This window comes from Kitasatospora sp. NPDC048545, assembly GCF_040651155.1.
GTDB lineage: Bacteria > Actinomycetota > Actinomycetes > Streptomycetales > Streptomycetaceae > Kitasatospora.
This window is the reverse complement of record NZ_JBEZIQ010000006.1, coordinates 59,236-84,266: the sequence shown is the minus strand read 5'-3', so window position 1 is coordinate 84,266 and position 25,031 is coordinate 59,236. Positions and strand designations below refer to the sequence as shown.

At 73.6% G+C, this 25,031-nt stretch carries 18 protein-coding genes and 2 tRNA genes; 8 read left to right on the top strand and 12 right to left on the bottom strand.

What is annotated here, in order from left to right; all coding sequences use genetic code 11:
- Window positions 1-153: 153 nt before the first annotated feature.
- Both AB0D10_RS08375 and AB0D10_RS08370 read right to left on the bottom strand, forming a co-directional pair.
- Window positions 154-1,434 carry a hypothetical protein gene (locus AB0D10_RS08375; RefSeq protein ID WP_360253238.1) on the bottom strand — a complete coding sequence of 427 codons (1,281 nt, stop codon included), beginning with the start codon at window positions 1,432-1,434 and terminating at the stop codon, window positions 154-156.
- A gap of 388 nt (window positions 1,435-1,822) precedes the next feature.
- A complete protein-coding gene (locus AB0D10_RS08370) occupies window positions 1,823-2,410 on the bottom strand; it encodes a VTT domain-containing protein (protein ID WP_360253535.1) in 588 nt (195 codons plus the stop codon).
- 628 nt (window positions 2,411-3,038) lie between these two features.
- Between AB0D10_RS08370 and AB0D10_RS08365 the strand changes: the two genes are divergently transcribed.
- Window positions 3,039-4,130: an LLM class flavin-dependent oxidoreductase gene (locus AB0D10_RS08365; protein WP_360253236.1), complete on the top strand. Its 1,092-nt coding sequence runs from the start codon at window positions 3,039-3,041 to the stop codon at window positions 4,128-4,130.
- Window positions 4,131-4,184: 54 nt separating this feature from the next.
- Here the strand turns inward: AB0D10_RS08365 and AB0D10_RS08360 are convergent, their stop codons facing one another.
- On the bottom strand, window positions 4,185-6,260 hold the full coding sequence (locus tag AB0D10_RS08360; RefSeq protein WP_360253234.1) for an EAL domain-containing protein: 2,076 nt from the start codon (window positions 6,258-6,260) through the stop codon (window positions 4,185-4,187).
- Window positions 6,261-6,643: 383 nt separating this feature from the next.
- The gene (locus AB0D10_RS08355) at window positions 6,644-7,069 is read right to left on the bottom strand and encodes an OsmC family protein (RefSeq protein ID WP_360253232.1); all 426 of its coding nucleotides are present in this window, start codon (window positions 7,067-7,069) and stop codon (window positions 6,644-6,646) included.
- Window positions 7,070-7,354: 285 nt separating this feature from the next.
- Between AB0D10_RS08355 and AB0D10_RS08350 the strand changes: the two genes are divergently transcribed.
- On the top strand, window positions 7,355-7,690 hold the full coding sequence (locus tag AB0D10_RS08350) for a chorismate mutase (RefSeq protein WP_360253230.1): 336 nt from the start codon (window positions 7,355-7,357) through the stop codon (window positions 7,688-7,690).
- A 211-nt stretch (window positions 7,691-7,901) separates the two neighbouring features.
- On the top strand, window positions 7,902-8,768 hold the full coding sequence (gene lepB / locus AB0D10_RS08345) for a signal peptidase I (protein ID WP_360253228.1): 867 nt from the start codon (window positions 7,902-7,904) through the stop codon (window positions 8,766-8,768).
- Here lepB and AB0D10_RS08340 read toward each other — a convergent pair.
- The 3 genes from AB0D10_RS08340 to AB0D10_RS08330 all read right to left on the bottom strand — a co-directional run bounded on the left by AB0D10_RS08340 (window position 8,731) and on the right by AB0D10_RS08330 (window position 12,849).
- Window positions 8,731-9,912 (bottom strand): DMT family transporter, encoded by a 1,182-nt coding sequence (locus AB0D10_RS08340; protein WP_360253226.1) that lies wholly within the window; start codon window positions 9,910-9,912, stop codon window positions 8,731-8,733. The two genes, lepB and AB0D10_RS08340, sit on opposite strands and share 38 nt — an antisense overlap.
- Before the next feature lie 225 nt (window positions 9,913-10,137).
- Entirely contained in the window at window positions 10,138-12,555 is a 2,418-nt protein-coding gene (locus AB0D10_RS08335) for a transglycosylase domain-containing protein (protein WP_360253224.1), read from the bottom strand.
- Window positions 12,556-12,775: 220 nt separating this feature from the next.
- Window positions 12,776-12,849: transfer RNA gene (locus AB0D10_RS08330), tRNA-Lys, on the bottom strand.
- A gap of 122 nt (window positions 12,850-12,971) precedes the next feature.
- Here AB0D10_RS08330 and AB0D10_RS08325 point away from each other — a divergent pair.
- Together AB0D10_RS08325 and AB0D10_RS08320 are read left to right on the top strand one after the other, a co-directional pair.
- The gene (locus AB0D10_RS08325; protein WP_360253222.1) at window positions 12,972-13,832 is read left to right on the top strand and encodes a DUF998 domain-containing protein; all 861 of its coding nucleotides are present in this window, start codon (window positions 12,972-12,974) and stop codon (window positions 13,830-13,832) included.
- 89 nt (window positions 13,833-13,921) lie between these two features.
- On the top strand, window positions 13,922-14,773 hold the full coding sequence (locus AB0D10_RS08320) for an alpha/beta hydrolase (RefSeq protein WP_360253533.1): 852 nt from the start codon (window positions 13,922-13,924) through the stop codon (window positions 14,771-14,773).
- Between the two features lie 122 nt (window positions 14,774-14,895).
- Here the strand turns inward: AB0D10_RS08320 and AB0D10_RS08315 are convergent.
- The 4 genes from AB0D10_RS08315 to AB0D10_RS08300 all read right to left on the bottom strand — a co-directional run bounded on the left by AB0D10_RS08315 (window position 14,896) and on the right by AB0D10_RS08300 (window position 19,152).
- A tRNA-Lys gene (locus tag AB0D10_RS08315) sits at window positions 14,896-14,969 on the bottom strand.
- A 60-nt stretch (window positions 14,970-15,029) separates the two neighbouring features.
- On the bottom strand, window positions 15,030-17,162 hold the full coding sequence (locus AB0D10_RS08310) for an ABC transporter ATP-binding protein (protein ID WP_360253220.1): 2,133 nt from the start codon (window positions 17,160-17,162) through the stop codon (window positions 15,030-15,032).
- Entirely contained in the window at window positions 17,159-18,157 is a 999-nt protein-coding gene (locus AB0D10_RS08305) for an ABC transporter permease (protein WP_360253218.1), read from the bottom strand. The genes AB0D10_RS08310 and AB0D10_RS08305 overlap by 4 nt, the downstream gene beginning before the upstream one ends.
- 14 nt (window positions 18,158-18,171) lie before the next feature.
- Window positions 18,172-19,152, bottom strand: coding sequence for an ABC transporter permease (locus AB0D10_RS08300; protein WP_360253216.1), 981 nt, complete (start codon window positions 19,150-19,152; stop codon window positions 18,172-18,174).
- 416 nt (window positions 19,153-19,568) lie between these two features.
- Between AB0D10_RS08300 and AB0D10_RS08295 the strand changes: the two genes are divergently transcribed.
- Both AB0D10_RS08295 and AB0D10_RS08290 read left to right on the top strand, forming a co-directional pair.
- Window positions 19,569-21,275 (top strand): ABC transporter family substrate-binding protein, encoded by a 1,707-nt coding sequence (locus AB0D10_RS08295; RefSeq protein WP_360253214.1) that lies wholly within the window; start codon window positions 19,569-19,571, stop codon window positions 21,273-21,275.
- Between the two features lie 440 nt (window positions 21,276-21,715).
- Window positions 21,716-22,927 carry a low temperature requirement protein A gene (locus AB0D10_RS08290; protein ID WP_360253212.1) on the top strand — a complete coding sequence of 404 codons (1,212 nt, stop codon included), beginning with the start codon at window positions 21,716-21,718 and terminating at the stop codon, window positions 22,925-22,927.
- A gap of 53 nt (window positions 22,928-22,980) precedes the next feature.
- Here AB0D10_RS08290 and AB0D10_RS08285 read toward each other — a convergent pair whose 3' ends face one another.
- Complete coding sequence (locus tag AB0D10_RS08285) at window positions 22,981-23,955, bottom strand: LysR family transcriptional regulator (protein ID WP_360253210.1); 975 nt, start codon at window positions 23,953-23,955, stop codon at window positions 22,981-22,983.
- Window positions 23,956-24,224: 269 nt separating this feature from the next.
- Here AB0D10_RS08285 and snpA point away from each other — a divergent pair, with 269 nt between their 5' ends.
- Window positions 24,225-24,884, top strand: a complete 660-nt coding sequence (gene snpA / locus AB0D10_RS08280; RefSeq protein WP_360253208.1) for a snapalysin — start codon at window positions 24,225-24,227, stop codon at window positions 24,882-24,884.
- The last annotated feature ends 147 nt before the right edge of the window (window positions 24,885-25,031 follow it).

Sequence of the window (25,031 nt, the reverse complement as noted above, 5' to 3'; positions counted from 1 at the left end):
AGCCCCGGGCTGCCCCGGCCCCGGTCCCGGAACGACGGCGGCCGGCGGGGTGCGAACCCCGCCGGCCGTACCGTCCCGCCCGCGGCCGCGTCGTCCGCGCCGTTCGCGCCGCACAACTCCCGGGCGGTGCCAGCTCCTCCGCCCGGCGGTGCGTCAGCCGGCCGTGCCGAGGAAGGTCTCCCAGCCGCCCGCCGGGGCCTGGCCGACGTTGAGCGAACGCAGCTTGCGCAGGGCGGACTGGTCCTGCACCTCCAGCCACTCGACCAGCTGCTTGAAGGAGACCAGCCGGACGTCCGGCTTGCCCGCGATCGCCTTGAGCGTCTGCTCGACGGCGTCCATGTAGATGCCGCCGTTCCACTGCTCGAAGTGGTTGCCGACGAAGAACGGCGCGCGGTTGCTGTTGTACGCGCGGTCGAAGCCGGCCTGGTAGGAGTTCGCGGCCTGGGTGCGCCACTCGTCGTACTTCCCCGGGTCGCCCTTGGTGCTGCCGCTGGACTGGTTGGCCAGGATGTTGTAGTCCATCGACAGGACCTGGAAGGTGTGCCCGGGGAAGGGTATGGACTGCAGCGGGAAGTCCCAGACCTTGCCGTCCTGTACCTTCTGCGGCCAGATCTGGAGGCCGCCCGAGGAGCTGGCGTCGTACTTCCAGCCGAGCTTGGCGATGGTCGGCAGCAGCGCCTTCTGCCCCTCCAGGCACGGGGTGCGGCCGCCGATGAGCTCCTTCTTGTAGTCGAAGGGCAGCGGATCGACGTCGGTGAAGCCGGTGTTGGTGCGCCACTGGGTGACGAACCCGATGGCCTGGTCGATCTCGCTCTGCCAGTCCTCCGGGGTCCACATGTTGACCCCGTTCTTGTCGGGGCGGCTGGAGCAGAAGTGCCCGTTGAAGTGGGTGCCGATCTCGTGTCCGGCCAGCCAGGCCTGGCTGATGAGCTTGAGCGTGCTCTTGACCGCGCCGTCCGACAGGTACGGGATGTCGGAGGCTCCGACCGAGTGCTTCGGCGGGTGGTACAGGTCGGCCTTGGTCTTGGGCAGGGCGTAGATGCCCGAGAGGAAGAAGGTCATCGTGGCCTTGTACTGCTCGGCCAGCTTCAGGAAGCGGGGGAACTGGCCGTCGTCGGTGCCGCCCGCGCCGTCCCAGGAGAACACCACGAACTGCGGCGGCCGCTCGCCCGGCTTGAGCTTCTCGGGCTTGGGCTGGTTCGGCTGCGGGCCGGTGTCCGCGTTGGAGCCGTCGCCGATCGGGGTGCCCTTGGGGACCACGGCCTGGGTCGGGTCGCCGGTGCTGCCGCCCTGGGTGGCACCCGCGCCGCCGGAGCCGCCGGAGCCGGAGCCTTGGCCCGCACCGGATCCGCCGCTGGAGCAGGCCGCGACCGCGCCGAGGGCCGCGGTCGCGGCGGTTGCACTGAGCACCGTCCTGCGCGAGATGCTGGTCATGGTCTCCCCTGGGTGCCGATGCCGGTGGTGAGGGCGGTCCGCAGCCGCACCGGTCAAATCGGGCAATTGATGAATATTCCGCCGTTAGCATGTCATGTCGCCGCAGCGGCCTCCAAGGCCGTCGGGCTCCGACAACTCTCAACACGCCGGGGGCATCGGGCTGGGCTGCAGTGATCCGGCGTCTGTTGCCGTCCTGTGACGCTTCGCACTCCTCGCGGCCCGCGCAGTACGGTACCGCCGGGCCGCCCGGACCCAGGGGGTGTTCGTCGGTGTTCGGCCTGATTGGTCGGCCTTTTGGGAAAACTTTTGCCCCGTGATGGGCCGTACAGACCGAAGGCGGCCGGAGGGCGGCGAGTTCGGTGCGAGTCGCTCGCGCGGGACGGTCCGGTCAGAGCGCGGCGAGCCGCCGGTTGCGGCGCACTATCCGCGCGATCGCGGTGCTGATGGCGGTGGCCGCCGCGCAGGAGACCACGAGGCTCAGCCAGGCCGTGTTGAACCAGTGGCTGTTCAGCCAGCCCAGCGTCACGATGTAGGCGGCCCAGACCAGTGCCGCCAGCGCCGACCAGTGCAGGAAGCGGTGCGGATGGGCGGGGGAGTGGCCGATGGCCAGGTCGAGGACGGTCCGTCCGGCCGGGACGAACCGCGCGACCACCACCATCGCGGCGGCGGCGCCGTGCGGGCGTTCTACCAGGACCTCCTGGACCCTGGCCACGCTGGCCGCCAGCTTCGGCCGCCGGGCGAGCCGGCGGTGCAGCACCGGCGCGCCGCGGCGGGCCAGGTGGAGCAGCAGTACGTCGCCCAGGAAGGAGGCCACCGCCACGCCGAGGCCGAGCAGCAGCGGGGCCCCGTTGATCTGCGCCGTCTTGAGCACGGCCAGGATGACGAGCGTCCCGCTGGGGATGAAGGGGAGGAGGGCGTCGCCGAGCACGGCGAACAGAGCCAGGGCGCAGATCCACGAGGATCCGATCGCCGCCACGAAGTTCAAGGCCCTTACTCCCTCCACGCCGCCCGAGCGAGCAGGTGGCTGTAGGGGTCAACGCTAGCGCCTCGACTTTTCATGCCCTGAAGCACCCCGGTATGCCGCAGGTCACGACCACGGGTTCCGGCCGCCCGTCGAAGCGCCGGTCCGCGCGCGCGGACCGGGGGCGAGGGGGCGCCCCCGCGCACGGGCGTCGCGCGGACCGGACGAGCCCCCCGGGGCGGGGTGCCGTGCCGCGGGGGCTCGCGGTGACCGCCCGGAGCCGGACCGGTCCGACGATCTTGCTGGTGGGGTGCGGATGCCGTCCGGCGATCCGCCCCCATCACCGGACGGTCGGCCGCGGCACCCCGTCGCGAGCCCCGGCGCCGACGGCGTCCGGCACCGGGCGCGAAGTCGCCGAACGTGTCCGCCCGCCGGCTCTCCGTCAGCCGAACGCTCGGTCGGTGGTCCGGGGAGGAATGGCCGAAACACACCTGGACCGACATCGAACGGCATCCCGCCCCCGGGAACAGCGAGCCCCCGGGCGTGGTTGACCCCGGTCGGCAGCAGTGACCGCCGGGCCGTCCGAGACCCGTGCGGTCGCCACACGAAGGCCGGCCCGAAGCCGGTCAGGAGGGCGGACGGCATGACCACCGAGGACCAGCAGGAGCACGGGGCCGAGCCGCCGGCCGGCACGGCGGTCCGGGGCACCGCCCGCGGCACGGCACCCGCTCCGCTCTCGATCCTCGACCTGGCCACCGTCGGCGCCGGCCACACGCCCGCCGAGGCCCTGGCGGCCACCACCGAACTGGCCCGCAGGGCCGAGCAGTGGGGCTACCACCGCTTCTGGGTGGCCGAGCACCACGGCATGCCCGGGGTGGCGAGCTCGACCCCGGCCGTCCTGCTCGCCCACCTCGGCGCCAACACCACGACGCTCAGGCTCGGTTCGGGCGGCGTGATGCTCCCCAACCACGCCCCGCTGGCCATCGCCGAGCAGTTCGGCCTGCTGGAGGCCCTGCACCCCGGCCGGATCGACCTCGGGCTCGGCCGCGCCCCCGGCACCGATCCGGCCACTGCCCGCGCGCTGCGCCGCGGCCTCGGCGAAGGCGCGGACGACTTCCCGCAGCAGCTCGCCGAGCTGACCCACTTCCTCGACGGCGACTTCCCCACCGGCCATCCCTACGCCCAGCTGACCGCCGTTCCCAGGGGTGAGGGGCGCCCTCCGATCTGGCTGCTCGGCTCCTCCGGCTTCAGCGCCCGGCTCGCGGGCCGCCTCGGCCTCCCGTTCGCCTTCGCCCACCACTTCAGCAGCACCAACACCCTCCCGGCCCTGGACCTCTACCGGTCGTCCTTCCGCCCCTCCGCCGTGCTGGCCGAGCCGTACGCGCTGATCGGCGTGAGTGCGGTCGCCGCCGACGACGAGCCCTCGGCCCGCCGCCTCGCCCGCTCCGCGGCCCTCGGCATGCTCCGGTTGCGGCGCGGCAGCCCCGGCCCGATCCCCACCCCGGAGGAGGCCGAGCAGTACCCGTACACCCCGGTCGAGACGGACTTCGTCGACAGCTGGCTCGACAACGTCGTCCTGGGCGATCCGGGCCGGGTCGCCGACGGCCTGGAGGCCCTGCGCAAGCGGACCGGGGTGGACGAGCTGATGGTCACCTCGCACATCCACGGCCACGAGGCCCGGCTCCGCTCCTACGGTCTGATCGCCGAGGCGTACGGCCTGACGGCGGAGGAGTGACGGCCGGCGCGTGACGGCGGGTGCTCCGCCCGGCGCCGCACCTTGGAGCGGCCGCTACCGCCCGTCCAGGGCGGGGCGGCCCTCGCGGAGTATGGCGGCGACCAGCGAGGCCTCGCCCGGCCGGGCGAAGTACCAGCCCTGGGCGGTGTCGCAGCCGGTCAGCCGCAGCCGCTCGGCCTGGGCGGCGCTCTCGATGCCCTCGGCGGTGACGGTCAGGCCGAGGGTGTGGGCGAGCTGCACCATCGCGCCGACGATCTGCTCGTCGGCGTCGTTGCGGCGGGAGTCGAACGCGGGGAGGCCGGGCCGGTCCGCGGGGGCCGGGTCGCGGAAGCCCTCGATGAAGGTGCCGTCCAGCTTCAGCACGTGCACCGGGAGCCGGGACAGGTAGGCCAGGTTGGAGTAGCCCGTGCCGAAGTCGTCGATCGCGATCCGCACGCCCATGTCGGCGAGCGCCTGCAGGGCCTGCAGCGGGCGTCCGCCGGGGCCGAGCAGGGCGCTCTCGGTGATCTCCAGTTGGAGCAGCCGGGCGGGCAGGCCGGTGCTGTCGAGGGCCCGGGCGACGTCGGCGACGACGTCGGAGTCCCAGATCTGACGGGCGGCCAGGTTGACGCTCACGAAGGTCTCGGTGTCCGGGAACTCGGTGAGCCACTGTCGGGCCTGGCGGCAGGACTCCTCCAGCACCCACTTCCCGAGCGGCACGATGGCACCGGACTCCTCGGCGAGCGGGATGAAGCGGTCCGGGGAGAGCGTCCCGTAGCGGGGGTGGCGCCAGCGGACCAGGGCCTCGGCCCCGTGTACGGCGCCGTCGGCCAGGCCGACCAGCGGCTGGTACTCGATGGTGAACTCGCCGCGCTCCAGGGCCGGCCGCAGCGCGGTGGCGAGCAGCTGGCGGGTGAGCTGGTGGGCGCCGCGGTCCGGGTCGTAGAGGGTCCAGCGGGCGCGGCCGTCGGCCTTGGACCAGTAGAGGGTGGCGTCGGCGTCCTTGACCAGGTCGGTCGGGGTGGTCTCGTGCACGGAACGTTCGACCACGCCCACGCTGGCGGTGACCACCAGCCGGTGCCCGGCGATGTCGAAGGGCCGCTCCAGCGCCTCCAGGATCCGGCCGGCCAGTTCGGTCAGTTGCTCGCTGCCCAGGCTGTCGGTGACCAGGACGGCGAACTCGTCGCCGCCCATCCGGGCGACCAGGTGGGTTTCGTGCCCGTCGAAGCCGCGCCGCAGCCGGGTGGCGACGGCGATCAGCAACTGGTCGCCGATGTGGTGGCCGAGGGCCTCGTTGATCGTGGCGAAGCCGTCGAGGTCCAGGTAGCAGACGCCGACCCGGCGGCTCCCCCCGCCGGCCGGGCCCGGGGCGGGCTCCTCGGTGACGGAGAGGCAGGCGGCGTCGAGCCGTTCGAAGAAGTAGGCCCGGTTGGGCAGTCGGGTGAGCGGGTCGTGCAGGGCCTGGTACTCCAGGCGGTCGCCGAGTCGGCGCTGTTCGGTGATGTCCTCCACCAGCGCGAGGGTGTAGAGCGGTTGCCCGGCGCCGTCGCGGATCAGCGAGACGGTGACCTTGCTCCAGACCTCCTGGCCCTCGCGGTGCTTGAGCTGTTTCTCCACGCGGAACCGTTCCCGCTCCCCGCGGACGAGTTCGGAGAACAGCCGGTCCGGCATGCCTTCCGGGTCGATGATCTCGTACAGGTGGGTGCGGACCAGTTCGCCGACGCTCCGTCCGATCAGGCCGGCGAAGGCGGGGTTGACCTCGATGATCCGGTCCTCGGGGTCGATCAGGGCCATCCCGATGACCGCGTCGCAGAAGGCGGCCCGGAACCGGGACTCGCTGGCCCGCAGTGCGGCCAGCAGCCGGTCGGCTCCGCCGTCGGCCCGGTCGGGCCGGTCGTCCGCGCCCCGGTGCGTGCCGTCGGCGAGCGGGGTCGAGCAGGTGGGGCAGAGCAGCGCCTCGGGCTCGACCGGCGTCCCCCAGGCGTCTGGAACGGCGGCCGACCCGGTGGTGGGTCCGGTGGTGGGTCCGGGTGCCGGGCCGGTGGCCGGGGCGAGGACCGGCGCGGCGAGGTGCCGGCGGCGGTGGCGTGGTGATTCCTCGTGCCGCACGCCCGGGTGGTGTGCGTCGGCCCCCTCGTTCTGGCCCGGCACGGCATGCTCCCGTCCGCTGCTGACGCTTGACGATGGTTCGGCCGGTCTGTCGGGATCCCGGCGGCCGGCTCCGCACTCTGTCGCGGTCCTCGGAGTCGGTCCGCTGCGGGGCGCCCGCCGTGGGGCGCTGTCGCACGGGGACCCGTGTGAAGAACAGGGCGCTTCGGCCGATCATAGGCCGCGACGGCAACGCGCGGTGACCGCCGCGAGGGTGATTCGTCCGCTTTGTGATCATGGGTGGCGGTACAGGCGGACGCCCCCGGTACACATCACATGATGTGCGCCAGGGGCGCATGCGCCGAAGCCGCGCCCCCGGGCGCTGGTTGCGCGCCGGGGCGGGACGGGGGCGGAGAACCGGGCGGCGGCGGAAGCGGCCGGACGGGTCAGGCCAGCTTGGCCTCAAGGGTGATGGTGGTGCCGGTCAGGGCCTGGCTGACCGGGCAGTTGGCCTTGGCGTCCTCGGCGGCCTTGACGAAGCCCGTCTCGTCCAGGCCGGGCACGACGCCGGTGACGCTCAGGTGGATGCCGGTGATGCCCTCACCCGGTTGGAAGGTGACGTCGGCCTGGGTGTCGAGCGTGGTGGGCGGGGTGCCGGCCCCGGCCAGGCCGTGCGAGAGGGCCATCGAGAAGCAGGCCGAGTGGGCGGCCGCGATGAGCTCCTCCGGGCTGGTCTTGCCGTTGGGCTGCTCGGCGCGGGCCGGCCAGGACACCGGGTACGTGCCGATGCCGGACGAGACGAAGGTCGTCTGGCCCTGCCCTTGGAGGAGGTTGCCCTCCCAAGCCGTACGAGCGGTGCGGGTGGTTGCCACGATCGGTACCTCCATTACTGGGGGACAGCTGAGCGGTCACTTCCGGTCATGCACGCACCAGACTACGGGCAGCCCGTGGCCCGGACCGGCGTGTCACGCCGCGTCGGACGCCCCGGTGGCGCGGGCCGCCGGAGGGGGTGCCCGGGGTCCGTCGGGCTGTCCGGATCGTGGACGGATCCGTCCGACGGTGCCGGGCCGGAGCGGGGGCCCTGTTAGATTTGCCCGGGCCCGAGCCCGGCCGCCGTATGGTCGGGCGCCCACCCAGACACACCGGGAGCCGCCCCGATGACGGACCACCCCACGACCTCCGACGCCGGCCTGACCGAGGGGATCGACGACGCCGTACGCGCCGAGCTGACCAGCCTGCGCGAGAGCATCGACAACATCGACGCCGCGGTGGTCCACATGCTGGCCGAGCGCTTCAAGGCGACCCAGCGGGTCGGCCGGCTCAAGGCCGAGCACAAGCTGCCGCCGGCCGACCCGGCGCGCGAGCGGGACCAGATCGGGCGGCTCCGGGAACTGGCCGCCGGGGCGAAGCTGGACCCGGTCTTCGCTGAGAAGTTCCTGAACTTCATCATCGCCGAGGTCATCCGGCACCACGAGGCGATCGCCCGCGCCTGAAGGGCGGCCCGCGAGTCCTGACGGGGCAGGAACGCAGGAAGGAAGGGCCCTCCGGCCGGTCCCGGCACGGTCGCGGAGCAGTCCGGGAGCACTCCCGGAGCGGGCTCGCGGCACCCGGCGATGTCGGTGACGGCTAAATGCCCGATTTCGTCAGGCTCCACGGTTGGCGTAGCGTGCGGGTTTCCCCAGCCGGAGAGGTGGAGCAGCGACGATGGCGGTGAACCTGCCCGAAACGCCCAGCGGAGCCCCCAGCGATCCCGCCGCCCAGGACGCCCCGATCACTCCGATCGCGCGGGACTCCCGGAACGCCCAGGACGCCCCGTCCGCCCACCGGGTGCCCGGCGGCCGCGCCGAGGCCCGCCGTCGGGCCCGCGGCTCCGGCGGGCGCCGGGCCGACCGCCCGGGCGGGAACGGCCGTGCGGGCCGGTCGGGCCGTCGCCCCCGTCCGTGGTGGATCGAACTGCCGATGATGGCCGTGGTCGGCCTGGCGGTCGCGCTGCTGATCAAGACCTGCCTGTTCCAGGTGTTCTCCATCCCGTCCGGATCGATGGAGAACACCCTGCGCATCGGCGACCGGGTCGGCGTGAACAAGCTGGCACCGCTGACCGGCTGGGAGCCGGAGCCGGGGCAGCCGGTGGTGTTCAAGGACCCGGGCGGCTGGCTGCCGCCGCAGCCCACCGACTCGAACCCGGTCACCAACACCGTGAGCTCGGCGCTCAGCTTCGTCGGACTGGTGCCGCCGAAGGACGACAACTACCTGGTCAAGCGGGTCATCGCGACCGGCGGCCAGACGGTGCAGTGCGACGGCACCACCCTGAGCGTCGACGGGCGGAAGGTGGACGAGCCCTACCTGCACCCGGGCGACGACTCCTGCGCGGGCCTGGACTTCGGTCCGGTGAAGGTGCCCGCCGGCTACGTCTGGGTCGAGGGCGACCACCGCAGCGACTCCTCCGACTCCCGCTACCACCAGCGCGGCCCCGGTGGCGGAGCCGTGCCGGTGAGCAACGTGGTCGGCCCGGTGTCGGCCGTCGTCTGGCCGCTCAATCACCTCGACTGGTTCGGCTGGACCGGCCGCTGACCGCGCGCTCGGCGGCCACCCGCTCCCGGGCGCCGTGGCTGCCGCCGCTTCCGCCGGGGCCGGCCGGGTCCTCCGGACCGGCTGCCGCGGCAGCCGAGACCGCCGCGGCAGCCGCGGGCAGCGAAGCCGCCGCGACCACGTCCGTCGCCGCCGGATCGTCCGGGCCCGACGAGCCCGACGAGCCCGAGGCGTGCGAGTCGCCCGACGTGCCCGACGTGCCCGACGAACTCGCCTGCGCCGCGAAGGCGCCGGCCAGCACCAGCAGGCCGCCGGCGATCTGCGGCAGCCCCAGGTGCTCGCCGAGCAGCACCCAGGCCAGCACGGTGGCGACCACGGCCTCCAGGTTGGCCACCACCCCGGCGATCGGCGGCGAGAGGTACCCGACCGACACCACACCGGTCAGGTAGGCGAGCACGGTCGCGATCAGCACCATCCACAGCGCGGGGACGAACGCGGGCAGGGTGTGCCCGTTCATGACCACGTCGCCGCCGAGCCGGCTCCAGTCGGCCTGCCAGGGCCGGGTGACGGCGGTGAGCAGGACGGCGCCGATGAGCAGCCCGTACGCGCTGACGGCCAGCGGGTCGACCGGGCGATCGCCCCGGCGTCCGGCGTCGGCGAGTACGAAGTAGCCGACCTGGCAGCAGGCCGCGCCGAGGGCGAACAGCACGCCGAGGGCGTCGAAGCCCAGACCGTTCCAGACCTCGACCACGCAGGCCAGCCCGGCCACCGCGACGCCGGCGCCGACGGCCGCGCCCCGGCTGATCGGCTTGCGCTGGACGAACTTGACGTAGCCGATCAGCAGCGGTGGTCCGAGGTACTCGATGAGCAGGGCGACGCCGACCGGGATGCGGGAGATCGCCGCGAAGTAGCAGGCCTGGACGCCCGCCACGGCGAGCAGACCGAAGCCGAACAGCAGGCCGGGGCGGCGCAGGACGGCGTCCCGGTGCCGGTAGGCGATCGGGAGGAGGGCCACGGCGGCGCCGGTGACCCGCAGCCACACGACGTGCAGGGGGGAGAGCCCGGCCTCGATCAGCGGCTTGGCCGCGGTACCGGAGCCGCCGAAGGCGAAGGCGGAGACCAGTGCGAGGCCGAGGCCGAGGGTTCGGCCCGAAGGGAGGGTGGGCGAGGCCGTTGATCTGTGCACCGCCGCATTGTGACAGTCATACCGATACTTCGGTAAGGCGCCATTTCGGCATTTGGTCCTGCACTCAACTGTGCGCAGTGGCGCAATCACCGAGCCGACAGGCAGGAAGACGGCGGGCCGCTCGGCAGGCAGGCACGCACGCAGACCGGCGGACAGACAGAAAGACCGGCTGACCGGCCGGAGCCGGTCAGCCGGTCTTTCTGTCAGCCGGCGCGTCGTCGCAGGTCAGCCCCCGGAGCCCGCCGAGGCCCCGGTGAGCGCGTCCGCTCCGGCCGTGGGCTGGGTGGTCGGCTGCGTGGTGGGGGCCGTGGTCGGCTGGGTGGTCGGCGTCGGCCGGGTGGTGGGCCGGCCGGTCGGACGGGATGTGGGCTGGGTGGTCGGCTGGTCGGTCGGGGGAGCCGTCGGCGCCGTGGTGGCCCCGCCGGTGCCGTCCGCCGGCGTCTTCGGGCCGGAGTCGTCGCCCGACGGGGTGGTGGCGCTGCTGCTGGGGCTGCCGGTGGGCGCGCCCGTCGACGGGGTGCCGGTCGGCGTGCTCGGGGCGGTCGGCAGGTCGGTGGCGCCCGAGGAGTCGTTGCCGTCGGCCGGGGTCGGGAAGTCGCTGACCGGCTGGCCCTTGAGCGCGGCCTTCATGTAGCCGGTCCAGATCTGTGCCGGGTACTGGCCGCCCGCCGCGCCGTCGATCCCGCCGACGCCGCTCAGGCTGACCTGGGCGCCGGTGTCCGGGTCCTGGCCGAACAGCGCGACCGAGGTGACCAGCTCGGGGGTGTAGCCGACGAACCAGACCGACTTCTGGTCGTCGGTGGTGCCGGTCTTGCCCGCGACCGGGCGGCCGAGCGCCTTCGCCCGCCAGCCGGTGCCGCCCGGGTCGCTCACCACGCCCTGGAGCATCGAGGTGACCCGGTTGGCGGTGTCCGCGCTGATCGCCTGGGTGGTCCTGTGTGCGGGCATCGTCACGGCCTCGCCCTCGCGGTCCACCGACTGCACCAGCCACGGGGTGATCTGCTTGCCGCCGTTGTCCAGCGTGGCGTACACGCCGGCCATGTCGAGGACGCTCGGGGTGGCCGCGCCCAGCGGGATGGAGGGCACCGGGTCGAGGCCCGGGGTGTTGCCGGGCAGGCCCAGCGCGACACCGGTGTCCTTGACCTTCTGCAGCCCGGTGTCCTGGGCGAGCTGCGCGAACGCCGAGTTCACCGACCAGTCGACGGCCTGCTGCAGGGTGATCTGGCCGTAGCTCTTGTCGCCCTCGTTCGGCGGCGCGTACGGGGTGCCCTTGCCGCCGCGGACCTTCCGGCCGCTGGTGCCGTCGTAGACGGTGCGCGGGGTGACGGTGCGGCCGTCCTGGGTCCTGGCGTCGTTCTCGAAGGCGGCGGCCAGGGCGATCGCCTTGAAGGTCGAACCGGCCTGGTAGTCGCGCCGGGTCGCGTTGTCCACGTAGTGCTTCACGTAGTCGGCGCCGCCGTACAGGGCGACGATCGCGCCGGACTTCGGGTCCACCGAGACGGCGCCGGCCTGGGCGGCCGCGTCCTTCTTGCGCTTGTCCGGGTTCAGGGTGTCGCGCAGCTGCGCCTGGACGGAGTCCTGGAGGGCCTGCTGGCGGCCCGGGTCGATGCTCAGCTTGACCGTGTAGCCGCCCTTGGCCAGCTCGCTCTCGCTGATGACCCCGCTCGTGGTCAGGTACTGGGTGGCCGCGTTCACCAGGTAGCCGGCCTGGCCGGACAGGCCCGGGTTCGGCTGCGGGTCCCGGACGTCGGGGAAGGCGGTCCCGGCCCGCTCGTCGGCGGAGAGCCAGCCCTCCTTGACCATGCCGTCGAGGACGTAGTTCCAGCGGTTGACGGCGTTCTGCTTGCCCGCCGCGGTCGCGGTGGCCACGTCGTAGGCGCTCGGGGCGTTCAGGAGGGTGGCCAGGTAGGCGCCCTGCGCGGGGTTCAGCGCGGAGGCGTCGACACCGAAGTAGGCCTGGGCGGCGGCCTGGATGCCGTAGGCGCCGCGACCGTAGTAGGAGGTGTTCAGGTAGCCGGAGAGGACCTCCTCCTTGCTCTCGGTGGCGTCCACCTTGATGGCGATGAACAGTTCCTTCACCTTGCGGGTGACCGACTGCTTCTGGCTCAGGTACGTGTTCTTCACGTACTGCTGCGTGATGGTGGAGCCGCCCTGGGTGCCCTCGCCCTTGGCCGTGTTGACCGCGGCGCGGACCAGGCCCTGGACGTTGACGGCGCCCTCGTTGTAGAAGTTCCGGTCCTCGGCGGCCAGCGCGGCGTGCTGCGCGGCGGGGGAGACCTTGTCCAGGGTGACGTTCTGCCGGTTGGTCTGGCCGGTGCGGGTGATCACCGAGCCGTCCGAGTAGAGCCAGGTGTTGCTCTGCGCGGTCGCGGCGGCGTGCGCGTCCGGGACCTTCACCAGCGCGACCCCGAGCGCGAACAGGCCGACGCCGAGCAGCAGCGCCGAGGCGAAGCCGAGCAGGGTCATCCGCCAGGTGGGTATCAGCCGGCGCCAGCCGGCGCGCTTCGGGCGGCGCGGCTTCTTGCCGCCGGACCCGCCGGACCCGCCGACGCCGTCGACGGCGCCGGCCGGGCGCTGGAACCGCTGGATCGGGCGGAGACCGATCGACGGCGTGCGACGGCCGCCCTGGGCGTTTCTGGACAAAGCGCGGCCTTTCCTGCGGGCGCAACTGAGCAGCCTGCACGGACGGGGACATCGGTCGGGGACCTTTGTCCCGATTCCGGTTGTACTGCCCTGGACGAGCAGGACGGGCCTGATGGCTCCGTCGGATAGCCAATCGAGACCGACATCACACACAAATCGGACTTCGAGGGCCAAAAAATCGGGGAGCCCCTCGCGACTGCGAGAGGCTCCCCGGTGTCTGTGCGCCGCCAGGGACTCGAACCCCGGACCCGCTGATTAAGAGTCAGCTGCTCTAACCAACTGAGCTAGCGGCGCCTGCTGACCTGGAAAACAATACACGGTCCCGAGGGTGCCTCGAACCGCCCCGGACGGCCGGCGGGCGATACATCCCTTTCCTTCCGGTTGGGGCGGAGTTCGCCGCTGGTTAGGGTGGAACCGTGCCCAGCCCCCAGCCAGGACACCGCACCGCACGGACGGCGGTCGCCGCCCTGCTGCTGCTCAGTGCCGTGGCGTACACCGCCTGGGTGCTGGAGGTGGTGCTGAGCACCGGCCTCGACCCCGTGCAGGCCTACATCAGCGAACTCGCCGCCGAGGACCAGCCGCTGGGCGGCCTGTTCCGGGCCACCGACCTGGTCGCCGGACTCTGCTTGCTCGCCGCCGCCGGCACGGCCCTCGCCGGCGGCCTCGCCGCCGGGCCGGTCACCGGCGGGGGAGCCGGCCGGACTGCCGGCCGGGCCGACCGGTCGGTCACCAGGCGGACCGGCGGCGCCCGGCACCGCCGCCGCTGGGCTGTCGTCGGCTGGTCCGCCCTGGCCCTCTTCGGCGCCGCGACCGCCGCCGACTCCCGGCTCCCGCTCAGCTGCACCCCCACCAGCGACGAGATGTGCGCGGCCCGCGAGACCGCCGGGCTCGTCCCCGCGACCCACACCGCGCACGCCGTCACCAGCAGCCTCGCGGTGCTCGGCGCCCTCACCGCCCTGGTCTCGCTCACCGTCGCCGCCCGCCGCTACGGCTGGTGGCCGCCGGTGCGCCGGTTCGGGCCCTGGCTGCTGGGCGCCGAACTGCTCGCCACCGGCTGGAGCCTCGCCGCGATCGCCGCTTTCCAGGCCGGGCGCGGCACCTGGGCACTCGGGGCCGGCCAGCGGCTGCAGGTGCTGCTGGTCGCGCTCTGGCTGGCCGTCCTGGCCGTGGGCGTCGCCCGCTCCACCCGGCGGAACGGGCCGGACGGGCGGGACGGGCCGGCCGGGCCGGCGGGGCGGCACCCGGCCGAGCCGCTCCCCGAACGGAGGACGGCGTGAGGGCACCCGGCGACCCCGACGACCCCGGCGCCCCCCGCGCGCACCGTACGGGCGGCGACCCCCGTCGGCCCGACGACCCCGGGGCCCGGGTGCGATTCCTGCGCGTCGACGGGGTCCCGCTGCACGTCCGCACCGAGGGCAGCGGCCCGGTCTGCCTGCTCAGCGGCGGCCTCGGCAGCAGCTGGTTCGACTGGGACCTGGTCGTCCCCTTCCTCACCCCCTACCGCACGGTGGTCCGCTTCGACCGGCCCGGCTACGGGCTGAGCGCCGCCGAGCCCGCCGCCGGGCGGCCCGCCCCGACGGCGGCCGGGGAGGCCGGGCGGATCCGGGCGGTCCTGGACGGCCTCGGGCTGCCCGGGCCCTGCACCGTCGTCGGCCACTCGCTCGCCGCCTTCCACGTCGAGGCCTTCGCCCGGCTGCACCCCGAGCGGGCCGCCGGGCTGGTCCTGGTCGACGGCAGCGTCGAGCCGGGGGCCCGGCCGTATCCGGCGCCCGGTGTGCGCGACCTGGCGGCCCGGGCGGCGGCCGGCACCGCCACCGCCCTCGCCGTGCCCTACCTGCTCGGCCCGGCCGTGCGGCGGACGGTGGCCCGGCTGTCCACCGTCCGCCGCGAGGACCTCGCTCCGGCGCCGCTGGTCCGGCACTGCTACCGGACCGGCCGGGCCCTGCGCGCGCTGCTGCGGGAGAACGCGCGCTACCTCGACGTGGCGGCCGAGCTGGACGGGCTGCGGCGCACCCGGCCGCTGCCCGAGGACCTGCCGGTCACCGTGCTGGCCGCCGACGACGGCTGCCGGACCCGCCGCACCGAGGCCTGGCTGGCCGAGCAGCGGGAACTCGCGGCACTGCTCGGCGCCGACTTCCGTACCACGGCCCCGGCCGGGCACCTGGTGATGTTCGACCGCCCGGACGCGGTGGCCTCGGCGGTGCTGGACACCCGCTGAGGCGGCGGTCGGGGGAGCGGTGCCCCGGGCCGGCGGCCGGAAGGCGTCACAGTGCCACCTCCACCCGCCCCGGAAACGCCTCAGGCCGCCCACCGAAGTGAGCGGCCTGAGACCTTGCCATGTGCGCCGCCAGGGACTCGAACCCCGGACCCGCTGATTAAGAGTCAGCTGCTCTAACCAACTGAGCTAGCGGCGCGTGCTGACGTCGAAGACATTACACGGCGCGGGCCCGATCCGCCGAATCGTCGGCGGGTGGTCACCCACCGTGACCGTCTCCGACCGGCGGCTCGGGGTGGTGGCAGGCCGCCTGGTGGTCCGTCCCCGGGGCGCCGCCGGCCAGCGCCGGCCGTTCCCGCTCGCAGCGGGCCCGGTCCGCCGGGTCGGTGAGCCCGGCGTGGCGCGGGCAGCGGGTGCGGAACGGGCAGCCGGTGCGGCGCTCGGTGGGGGAGGGCGGGTCGCCGGCGAGCAGGACGCGGTCGCGGGCCCGCTCGGCGGCGGGATCGGGGAGCGGGACGGCGGAGAGCAGGGCGCGGGTGTACGGGTGGCGGGGGCGGTCGAAGACGGCGGAGACCTCGCCCTGTTCGACCGTCCGGCCGAGGTACATCACGCTGACCCGGTCGGCGAGGTGGCGGATCACCGAGAGGTCGTGCGAGACGAACAGGTAGGAGAGGCCGAGTTCCGCCTTGAGCGCCTGCAGCAGGTTCAGCACCCCGGCCTGGATGGAGACGTCCAGCGCCGAGACCGGTTCGTCCAGCACCAGCAGCCTGGGGCGGACGGCGAGGGCCCGGGCGATCGAGACGCGCTGGCGCTGGCCGCCGGAGAACTGGTGCGGGTAGCGGACGGCGTGGTCCGGGTCGAGACCGACCTGCCGGAGCAACTCGGGCACCCGGAGGGCGATCTCCGCGCGGGGGGCGCGCTGGGCGAGCAGGGGTTCCGCGACGATGTCGCCGATCGGCATCCGGGGGTCGAGGCTGGCCATCGGATCCTGGAAGACGATCTGCAGTTCGGCGCGGAGCCGGTGGGCCTCGGCCCGGGTGAGCTCGGCGGTGTCGTGGCCGAGCAGTTCGATCCGGCCGGTCTCCGGGGCGCCGAGCCGCAGCAGTTCGAACAGCGTGGTCGACTTGCCGGAGCCGGACTCCCCGACCAGGCCGAGGGTCTCGCCCTCCCGCAGGTCCAGGTCGACGCCGTCGACCGCGTACACCTCGCCGACCCTGCGTTTGAACACCGTGCCCTTGAGGAGCGGGAACGTCTTGCCGAGGCCGCTCACCGCCAGGACCGGTGCCAGGCCGGAGCGGTCGCGGCGGGCAGTGGCGGCGGGCAGCTCCGGGACGGGGTAGACCTCGGCGGGCGCGGGCCGCCGCTCGGCGAGCTCCGCCGACCGCAGGCAGGCCGACAGGTGTCCGCCGGCGCCGTCAGGAGCGCCCTCCCGAGCGGGTTCCGACGTGCTTCCCGGGGCGGGCTCCAGGGTGGGTTCCACCGTCGAGCAGCGTTCCTCGGCCAGCGGGCAGCGCGGCGCGAACGGGCAGCCCGGGGGCAGCTCCGCCATGGGTGCCGGGCTGCCCGGGATCGGCACCAGCGGACCGCCGCGCCCGTCCAGCCGGGGCAGCGCGCCGATCAGCCCGAGCGAGTAGGGGTGGTGCGGGGCGGTGAACAGTTCGTCCACGCCGGCCGTCTCGACCACCCGCCCCGCGTACATCACCGCGACCCGGTCCGCCGTCCCGGCGATCACCCCGAGGTCGTGGCTGACCAGGACCAGCGCCGCGCCGGTCTCCCGGCGGGCGGTGCGCAGCACGTCCAGCACCTGGGCCTGGATGGTGACGTCGAGCGCGGTGGTGGGCTCGTCGGCGAGCAGGATGTCGGGCTCGTTGGCGACCGCCATCGCGATCATCGCGCGCTGGCGCATGCCGCCGGAGAACTCGTGCGGGAAGCTGTCCAGGGCCCGGTCGGGCGCCGGGATGCCGACCAGGTCGAGGAGTTCGGCGGCCCGGCGGCGCGCGGTGGCCCGGTCCACCCGCTGGTGGATCCGGACGGCCTCGGCAATCTGGTCGCCGATCCGGTAGACCGGCGTGAAGGCGGACAGCGGGTCCTGGAAGACCATGGCGACCCGGCGGCCGCGGACCGCCGCGAGTTCCTTCCCCGGCAGTCCGACCAGCTCCCGCCCGTCCAGCCGCACCGACCCGCTGACCCGCGCCGTCCCGGGCAGCAACCCGAGCACGGACAGCGCTGTGACGGACTTGCCGGAGCCGGACTCGCCGACGATGCCGAGGGTCTCGCCGCGCCGCAGCGTGAGGTCGACCCCGCGTACGGCGGGGACCGGGCCGTGCGGCCCGGCGAAGTCCACCCGCAGGTCGCGGACGGAGAGCAGCGGGGTTTCGACGGTGGTGGTCACGGGCGCTTCCTACGGCTGACGGAACGGCGGGTACGGGAGCGGCCGGACCGGCGGGGTGCGGCCCCGGAGGTGGGGTCGAGGGCGTCGCGCAGCCCGTCCCCGATCAGGTTGACGGCGAGGACGAACAGCACCAGCAGCCCGGCGGCGAAGTAGAACAGCCAGGGGAACACCGGGGCCTCGCTGGTCCCCGCGGCGAGCAGGGTGCCGAGCGAGACGTCCGGTGCCTTGACCCCGAAGCCGAAGTAGGAGAGCGCGGTCTCGCTCATCACGGCGCCGCCGACCGCGATGGTCGCGTCGATGATGAGGAAGGAGGCGACGTTCGGCAGGATGTGCCGGCTGATGATCCGCAGCGGCCGCACTCCCATGAACCGTGCGGCGCGGACGAATTCGCGCTCGCGCAGGGAGATGGTCATCGAGCGGACCACCCGGGCGGTGATCATCCAGTTGAACAGTGCGAGCAGCAGGACGAAGGCGATCCAGCCGGCGCTCTTCAGCCGGGCCGACACGATGGTGATGACCAGGAAGGCGGGGAAGACCAGCAGCAGGTCCACCAGGAACATCAGGGCCCGGTCGGTCCAGCCGCCGAAGTAGCCGGCGCAGGCGCCGACCACGGAGGCCAACACGGTGGAGAACAGTGCCACCAGCAGCCCGATGACCAGTGACTTCTGCAGCCCCCGGACGGTCTGCGCGAACACGTCCTGGCCGACCCCGTTGGTGCCGAACCAGTGCTCGGCGGACGGGGGTTGGTGCAGCGCGGAGAAATCGGGCGTGGCGTAGTGCCAGGGCGTCAGATACGGCCCGCCGAAGGCGAGCGCGAACAGCAGCAGGACGACGACGGCCCCGGCGAGGGCCCCGCGGGCGGCGAGCAGCCGGGCCAGCACGAGCCGTCCGCGGCCGGCCGCCCGGGGCGCCGGGGCGGAGTCCGGGAGCCCGGCCGGTCCGGCGGCCGAGGGGCGCCCGGTGGGCTCGGCCGGTTCGGTGGAGAGGGTGGTCATCTCGGTCTCCTCGGTCAGGACCGCACGCGCGGGTCGAGGGCGGCGTGCAGGGTGTCCGCGAGGAAGCCGGAGGCGAGGACGACGACGGCGGTGAACAGGTTGATCGCCACGACCGAGTTGACGTCCTGTTCGTTGATCGACTGGATCAGCCACTCGCCCATGCCGTGCCAGCCGAAGATCGTCTCGGTGAAGATCGCGCCGGTGAAGATGCCCAGGAAGCTGTAGGCGAACATCGTCGACATCGGGATCACGGCGGTGCGCAGCCCGTGCTTCAGCAGCGCCCGTCCGCGGGTGAGGCCCTTCGCCTCGGCGGTGCGCAGGTAGTCGGAGCCGAGCACGTCGAGCATGGTGCCGCGCTGGTAGCGGCTGTAGGTGGCGAGGCCGCCGAGGGCGAGCGAGACGGTGGGCAGCAGCAGGTGCAGCGCCCAGTCGGCGAGGTGGGTGCCGAGGCCGCCGGTGAGCCCGGGGGTCTCGTAGCCGGTGAACGGGATCACCTCGTGGCCGGCCGCGTCCTTGGCGGCGATGGCGCCGTTCTTGAGGAACAGCGCGACCAGGAAGACCGGTGTGGAGAGCAGCACGAAGGACAGCACGGTCAGCAGCCGGTCGGAGATCCGGTACTGGCGGACGGCGCTCCACGCCCCGACGGCGGTGCCCAGCAGCATGCCGAGCACGCTGCCGAGCAGCAGCAGCCGCAGCGAGACCCAGACCCGGCGGCCGAAGTCGTCGGTGACCGGGGTGTCGTGGATGGTCCGGCCGAGGTCGCCGTGGAGCAGGCCGCCGGCCCAGTGGCCGAAGCGCTCGACGACCGGGGTGCGGTCGTTCAGGTTGAGCGCGGTGAGCTGGCGCTCGACCGATTCGGCGGACGGGCGGGGGACCTTGGCGTCGAAGTAGGTGCGCGGCTGCAGGGCGGTCGCGGAGATCGCGTACGCCAGGAAGACGGCGGCGAGCAGCAGTGCTGCGTAGTAGCCCAGCCGCTTCGCCAGGTAGCTGAGCATCAACGGCCGCCCGGGGTGGGGGTGGGGCCGACGCGTCTGGTGGGCATCGGGTGGTGGCCTTCGGTCGGGGCCCGGTCCGGGCGTCAGGGGGCAGGGTCGGCAGGGGAGTCGGGAAAGCGCAGGTCAGAGTGAAGCACTCGGGGACGGCGGCGGTGTTGCGGCGGTGTTGCCGCCCGTGGCGTTTGGATCAGGTGTGCGTTCCTCCCCCTGGTGGCGGATCTGATCCGCTGTTACGTTCCTCTGGCTCGGTGCCGGATTGAGTGCCCACGCTCAAGCCGAGTCATGCCTGCGACGCCCGAACTCGTGTTCCGGCCCGTGCCGCGTCACCGCCCGTGGCCCGTGCCGCGACCCGCACCACGACCCCGTCGGACTCCCGCCCCGACTCCCGTTCCGCAGACCTCACCAGGGGGACCCCCATGGACGCTTCCACCACGGCCCGCCGTCTCGGCCGGGCGGCCGCCGCGGCCGTCGCCGTCGCGCTCGCGGTCACCGCGTGCACCTCGGGCGGGGGCGGCTCGTCCGGCGACGTGGCCAAGAGCGAGCCGCCGAGACAGGACTCCCAGGACATCAACGCCAAGGCGCCGGACCAGCTCAAGGACGGCGGCGAGGCGCGCTTCGCGCTGGACCAGTGGATCACCCAGTGGAACCCGCTGCAGGTGGACGGCGGCTCCTACACCGACACGGTGGACCTCGTCCGGGCCCTGGAGCCGACACTCTTCGGCACCGACGCCTCCGGCACCTTCCGGCCGAACCCGAACTACCTGGTGGCGGCCGAGGTCACCTCGACCTCGCCGCAGGTGATCACCTACAAGCTCAACCCCAAGGCCAAGTGGTCGGACGGGAAGCCGCTGAGCTACCTGGACTTCAAGGCCGACTGGCAGGCGAGCAACGGCAAGGACCCGGCGTACAACGGGTACGACCCGTCCGGCTACGAGCTGATCTCCGCCGTCGAGCAGGGCGCCGGTCCGGACGAGGTGAAGGTCACCTTCTCGGAGCCGTACGCGGACTGGCAGAACCTGTTCCGCCCGCTGGTCCCGGCGGCGGGCATCGCCACCCCGGACGACTTCAACAAGGGCTGGGTGGAGAAGGTCCCGATCACCGCGGGCCCGTTCAAGATCGGCGTGGCGGACAAGACCGCGCAGACCATCAGCCTCGTGCCGGACCCGGCCTGGTGGGGCACCCGGGCCAAGCTCGACCGGATCACCTTCCGGGTGATGGACAAGGCGGCGAGCATCCAGGCCTACCTCAACAACGAGATCGACCTGGCCTCGGCCGGCACCGCCACCGCGTACGGCCAGCTCAAGAGCGCCAAGGACACGGTGATCAGGGCCGCCAGCCCCTGGGACGAGGTGCACATCTCCTTCGGGGGCACCGGCGCGCTGGCGGATCAGCGGGTCCGCCAGGCGCTCGGCCGGGCGGTCGACCGCTCGGCGCTGATCAAGATCGCCAACAACGGTGTGCCGGTGGAGTTCAAGCCGCTCGGCAACCACATCATCATGCCCAACCAGACCGGCTACCAGGACAACTCCGGCGACTGGGCGAAGTTCGACCCGGCCGCGGCCAAGAAGCTGCTGGACGACGCCGGTTGGAAGGACGGCGGCAGCGGGCAGCCGCGCACCAAGGACGGGCGGCCGCTGGAACTGCACTGGGTGCTCAGCGACGGCTCCACCCAGGCCCAGCTCGACCTCGCCACCGCGGCGGCGGCGATGTGGCAGGCGGTCGGGGTCAAGGTCGACCTGGACAAGGTGGCCGCCAACGACTACTTCGCCAAGTACGTGACCCCCGGCAAGTTCGACGTCGCGAGCTGGCGCAACACCGACTCCTTCCCCAACTCCAAGAGCCTGGCCAACTTCCGTCTGCCGGTGGGCGACAACACCTTCAGCAACCCCTCGCGGCTGGGCACCCCCGAGATCGACGCACTGCTGAAGAAGGCGGCGGGGACGGTCGACCCGGCGGAGGCCGCGAAGCTCTACAACCAGGCGGACGCGAAGATCTGGGAGCTCGGCCACACCGTCGAGCTCTACCAGCGGCCCACGGTGGTGGCGGTGCGCAAGGGCCTCGCCAACTACGGGGCGTTCGGTCTCGCGGGAGAGGACTACAGCACGGTCGGCTGGGAGAAGTAGCCGCCGCGGACGCGACGAGGCGGGCCGCACGGCAGGCGCTGGCGAGCAGCGCGGTGATCACGAGGCCGGTGGTGCGGACACGGGAAGGTCGGCTCCGCCGCCCCCGCTGTCCCGCCACCCGCCTTGACCTTCCGCGTTGCCCGCAGGCCGCCCGTGTCATGGGGCCCCGCAGGGCCCCGCGCTCTACCGACCGGGGATGAATCTAGCGGCGCTCCGGGCCCGCACGGTGCAGCGCGCGGGGCGCGTCCGGAAACCCGCCGCGCTGTCACCCGGTTCGCGCACCGCAGCGTCAACTACGGCTGACGGTAAGGAAAAAAAGGGACATTCGGGGTCATCGTACCCTCGGTCGCGTGCTCGCCGCGCCGGTGCGTGCGCCGGGCCCGGGGCGCTGCCAGGATGCGCGGGACGCCCCCGCCCCTCCCGACCCCGGAGCAGCTCCGATGGCCAGTGACCCCGCCGCCGCGGCGCCCCGCGCGCACCACGTCGACCCGCCGCCGGTGCGCCGGATGGTCCCGCGGGACCGGCACGAGCCGCACCGGGTCGCCACCCCGCTGGAACTCTTCTTCGACCTCTGCTTCGTGGTCGCGGTCGGCCAGGCCGGGCGCGAACTGGCCCACTCCCTCGCGGCCGGACACTACGCGGAGGGGCTGCGCGGCTACTCGCTGGCCTTCTTCGCCATCTGGTGGGCCTGGATGAACTTCACCTGGTTCGCCTCCGCGTACGACTGCGACGACGTGCCGTACCGGGTCACCACGCTGGTGCAGATCGCCGGTGTGCTGATCCTCGCCGCCGGGGTGCCGCGGCTGTTCGCCACCCAGGACCTGACCCTGGCGATCACCGGGTACGTGGTGATGCGCCTCGCGATGGTGACGCAGTGGCTGCGCGCGGCGGCCGGCGAGCAGGGCGAGGCGCGCCGGGTCGCCCTGCGGTACGCGCTGGGGATCACGCTCTGCCAGGTCGGCTGGGTGGTGGTGCTGTTCCTGCCGCAGGACGTGCGCCCGTACGTCGTCCCGATCGGCGTGCTGTGCGAACTGGCCGTGCCGGTGGTCGCGGAGCTGCGGGCGCAGACGTCCTGGCACCCGCACCACATCTCCGAGCGGTACGGGCTGTTCACCCTGATCGTGCTCGGCGAGACGGTGGCGGCGGCGACCGTCGCGGTGCAGTCCGCGGTGGACGAGCACGAGGGACTCGGCCGGCTGGTGCCGGTGGCGATCGGCGGTCTGCTGATCTGCTTCGCCGCCTGGTGGATCTACTTCGCCCGGCCCGTCCACGAGCACCTGCGCTCCAACCGGCAGGCCTTCGCCTGGGGTTACGGGCACTACCTGGTGCTCGGCTCGGCGGCCGCGATCGGTGCCGGGCTGGAGGTCGCGGTCGAGTCGGCCGGGCACAAGGCGGAGATCTCCGAGACCGCGGCCACCGCGACGGTCACCGTCCCCACCGCGCTGTACCTGGTCACCGTCTGGTTCCTGCACTCCCGGCACACCAAGCGCGGTGCGGTCGCCCAGGCGGTGGCGCCGGTCGGGGCGGCGCTGGTGCTGGCCTGCACCGCGCTCGGCGGCCCCGGGGTGCTCGCCGCCGGCCTGGTCTGCGCGCTGATGGTGGCGACGGGCGTGCTGGTCCACGGCCGGGAGAGCGGGTTCCGGGGCGCCTGAGGACGGGCCCGGGGCGCGGTCGGCCGCGGCCGGGCACCTGCTGGGGCGGCGCCTCAGCCCCGCCCCAGCAGGACCGGTTCGTGCCGCGTCAGCCAGGCCAGGTAGGCCGGGTTGACCTTGGCCAGGTCCAGGTAGGCGGAGCGCAGTTCGCCGTACAGCGCGTCCAGGGCGGGCGGGCTGAGCGCGCACGGCCGCCAGGTGAACAGCAGTCGGACGGCCAGCGGGTCGCCGGCCACCGGGCGGACGACCGTGCCGGGCCCGGGTGGGGAGGTCGGCTGGCAGGGGCGGACGGCCTCGCCGGAGGCGACCAGCTCGGCGGCGGTGGCGTTGTCCCGCACCTGCAGCACCCGGGGGTTGAGCCCGGCCTCACTGAAGACCCGGCGCATCGCCGCGTAGTCGTGGTCGGCGGTCGGGTCGACCATCCAGGTGTCCCCGGCGAGGTCGGCGAGGCGGACGACCGGGCGGTCGGCGGCCGGGTGTCCGGCGGCGAGTTCGACGTACTGCGGCTCACGGGCCATCAGCACCCGCTGCTCGGCGTCCGGCGGCACCCGTAGCGGGAAGCCCTCGCTCTCGTGCACGAAGGCCACGTCCAGCTGGTCGGCGGCGACCATCCGCAGCAGCGCGCTGGCCGAGACGTCGACGTGGATGGTGGTGTCGGTGTCCGGCAGGCGCTCGTGCACCCGGCGCAGCCAGGCGGCGACCGCCCGGCTGCCGACGCTGCCGATGCGCAGCCGCCGCTGCCGGCCGGGCCCGCTGGCGTCGCGCGCCTCCTGACGGGCGGCGGCCACCAGGGCGGCCATCTCGGTGATCACGGGCCGGGCCCGGGAGAGTACCGAGTGGCCGAGTGCGGTGGGCCGGCTGCCGGTCTGCTCGCGGGTGAACAGGGTTCCGCCGATGGCCCGTTCGATGCGGTGCAGCTGGGTGGTCAGGGAGGGCTGGGTCATGCCGAGCTGGAGCGCGGCCTTGCGGAGGCTGCCGCTGTCGGCGATCGCGCACAGCACCCTGAGGTGTCTCACGTCGAGCTCCACGTCGGGAGCATAGACGCCATCGAGCCACCTCGCCAAGGACATGACAGGCAATCAAGAGTGCCTGGCAGGAGGGTGCACCGGATCCCCGCCGGTATGCGGCGGTGCTATCGCCGGTTGACATCATCCGTGACGGGCCCGGACGGGTCGAAGCTCGGGGGCAGCAACCCGCCCCCGCCACCGGCCGGGGCGGCCCCCACCGTGCGTCGCCGCCGTGCCCGGCCCCCACCGGCCCCGGCGGTCCGGCACACCGCGAATCCGGAGACCCCCACATGAAGCGATCCGTGCTGTCCGCCGCCCTGGGCCTCGCCCTCGCGGCCGGTCTCGCGACCCTGCCCGCCACCGCCGTCGCCGCCCCGGCCGCGCCCGCCGCCCCGGCCGTCCAGGGCTACACCCCGGCGGCGCACGCCGGTTCGGCCGCGGAGGCCGCGAACAACCGGGCCTTCTTCCAGGCCGTGGTGGCCTCGGTCAAGGCCAAGCGGGCCGCGAACCCGTGGCTGCGGACCGTCACCGTCACCTACGACACCGCCAACGCGCCCTCCTTCACCAGCCAGATCGCCAGCGCCGCGCAGATATGGAACGGCTCGGTGCACAACGTGCGGCTCCAGGGGACCGGCGGCAACGGCGACTTCTCGTACTACGAGGGCAGCGACAGCCAGGGCTCCTACGCCAGCACCGACGGGCACGGCCACGGCTACGTCTTCCTCGACTACCAGCAGAACCAGGAGTACGACTCGGTGCGCGTCACCACCCACGAGACCGGGCACGTGCTCGGCCTGCCCGACGACTACGCCGGCCCGTGCAGCGAACTGATGTCGGGCGGCGGCCCCGGCCCCTCCTGCACCAACCCCTACCCCGACGCCAACGAGCGCAGCCAGGTCGACCACCTCTGGGCGAACGGGCTCGCGGCAGTGAACCCGGCCACCAGGTAAGGGGGTTAGGGCGCGGCGGGCCGCTCGGCCGGAATCGGGCGGCCCGCCGCTCCGGGTACTTCCCCGCATCGGAGCCTAGCCCCCACCGGAACGGAATGCCAGGGGCACGGTTGGGTCAAGACAAGGGAAAGGCCGCCCGAATCGACG

Coding starts and splice junctions, on each gene's coding strand:
- AB0D10_RS08290 (WP_360253212.1), top strand. CDS start 21,716: ATGGCCAGTGACCCCGCCGCCGCGGCGCCCCGCGCGCACCACGTCGAC.
- AB0D10_RS08300 (WP_360253216.1), bottom strand. CDS start 19,152: ATGCTCAGCTACCTGGCGAAGCGGCTGGGCTACTACGCAGCACTGCTG.
- AB0D10_RS08305 (WP_360253218.1), bottom strand. CDS start 18,157: ATGACCACCCTCTCCACCGAACCGGCCGAGCCCACCGGGCGCCCCTCG.
- snpA (WP_360253208.1), top strand. CDS start 24,225: ATGAAGCGATCCGTGCTGTCCGCCGCCCTGGGCCTCGCCCTCGCGGCC.
- AB0D10_RS08350 (WP_360253230.1), top strand. CDS start 7,355: ATGACGGACCACCCCACGACCTCCGACGCCGGCCTGACCGAGGGGATC.
- AB0D10_RS08375 (WP_360253238.1), bottom strand. CDS start 1,434: ATGACCAGCATCTCGCGCAGGACGGTGCTCAGTGCAACCGCCGCGACC.
- AB0D10_RS08365 (WP_360253236.1), top strand. CDS start 3,039: ATGACCACCGAGGACCAGCAGGAGCACGGGGCCGAGCCGCCGGCCGGC.
- AB0D10_RS08295 (WP_360253214.1), top strand. CDS start 19,569: ATGGACGCTTCCACCACGGCCCGCCGTCTCGGCCGGGCGGCCGCCGCG.
- lepB (WP_360253228.1), top strand. CDS start 7,902: ATGGCGGTGAACCTGCCCGAAACGCCCAGCGGAGCCCCCAGCGATCCC.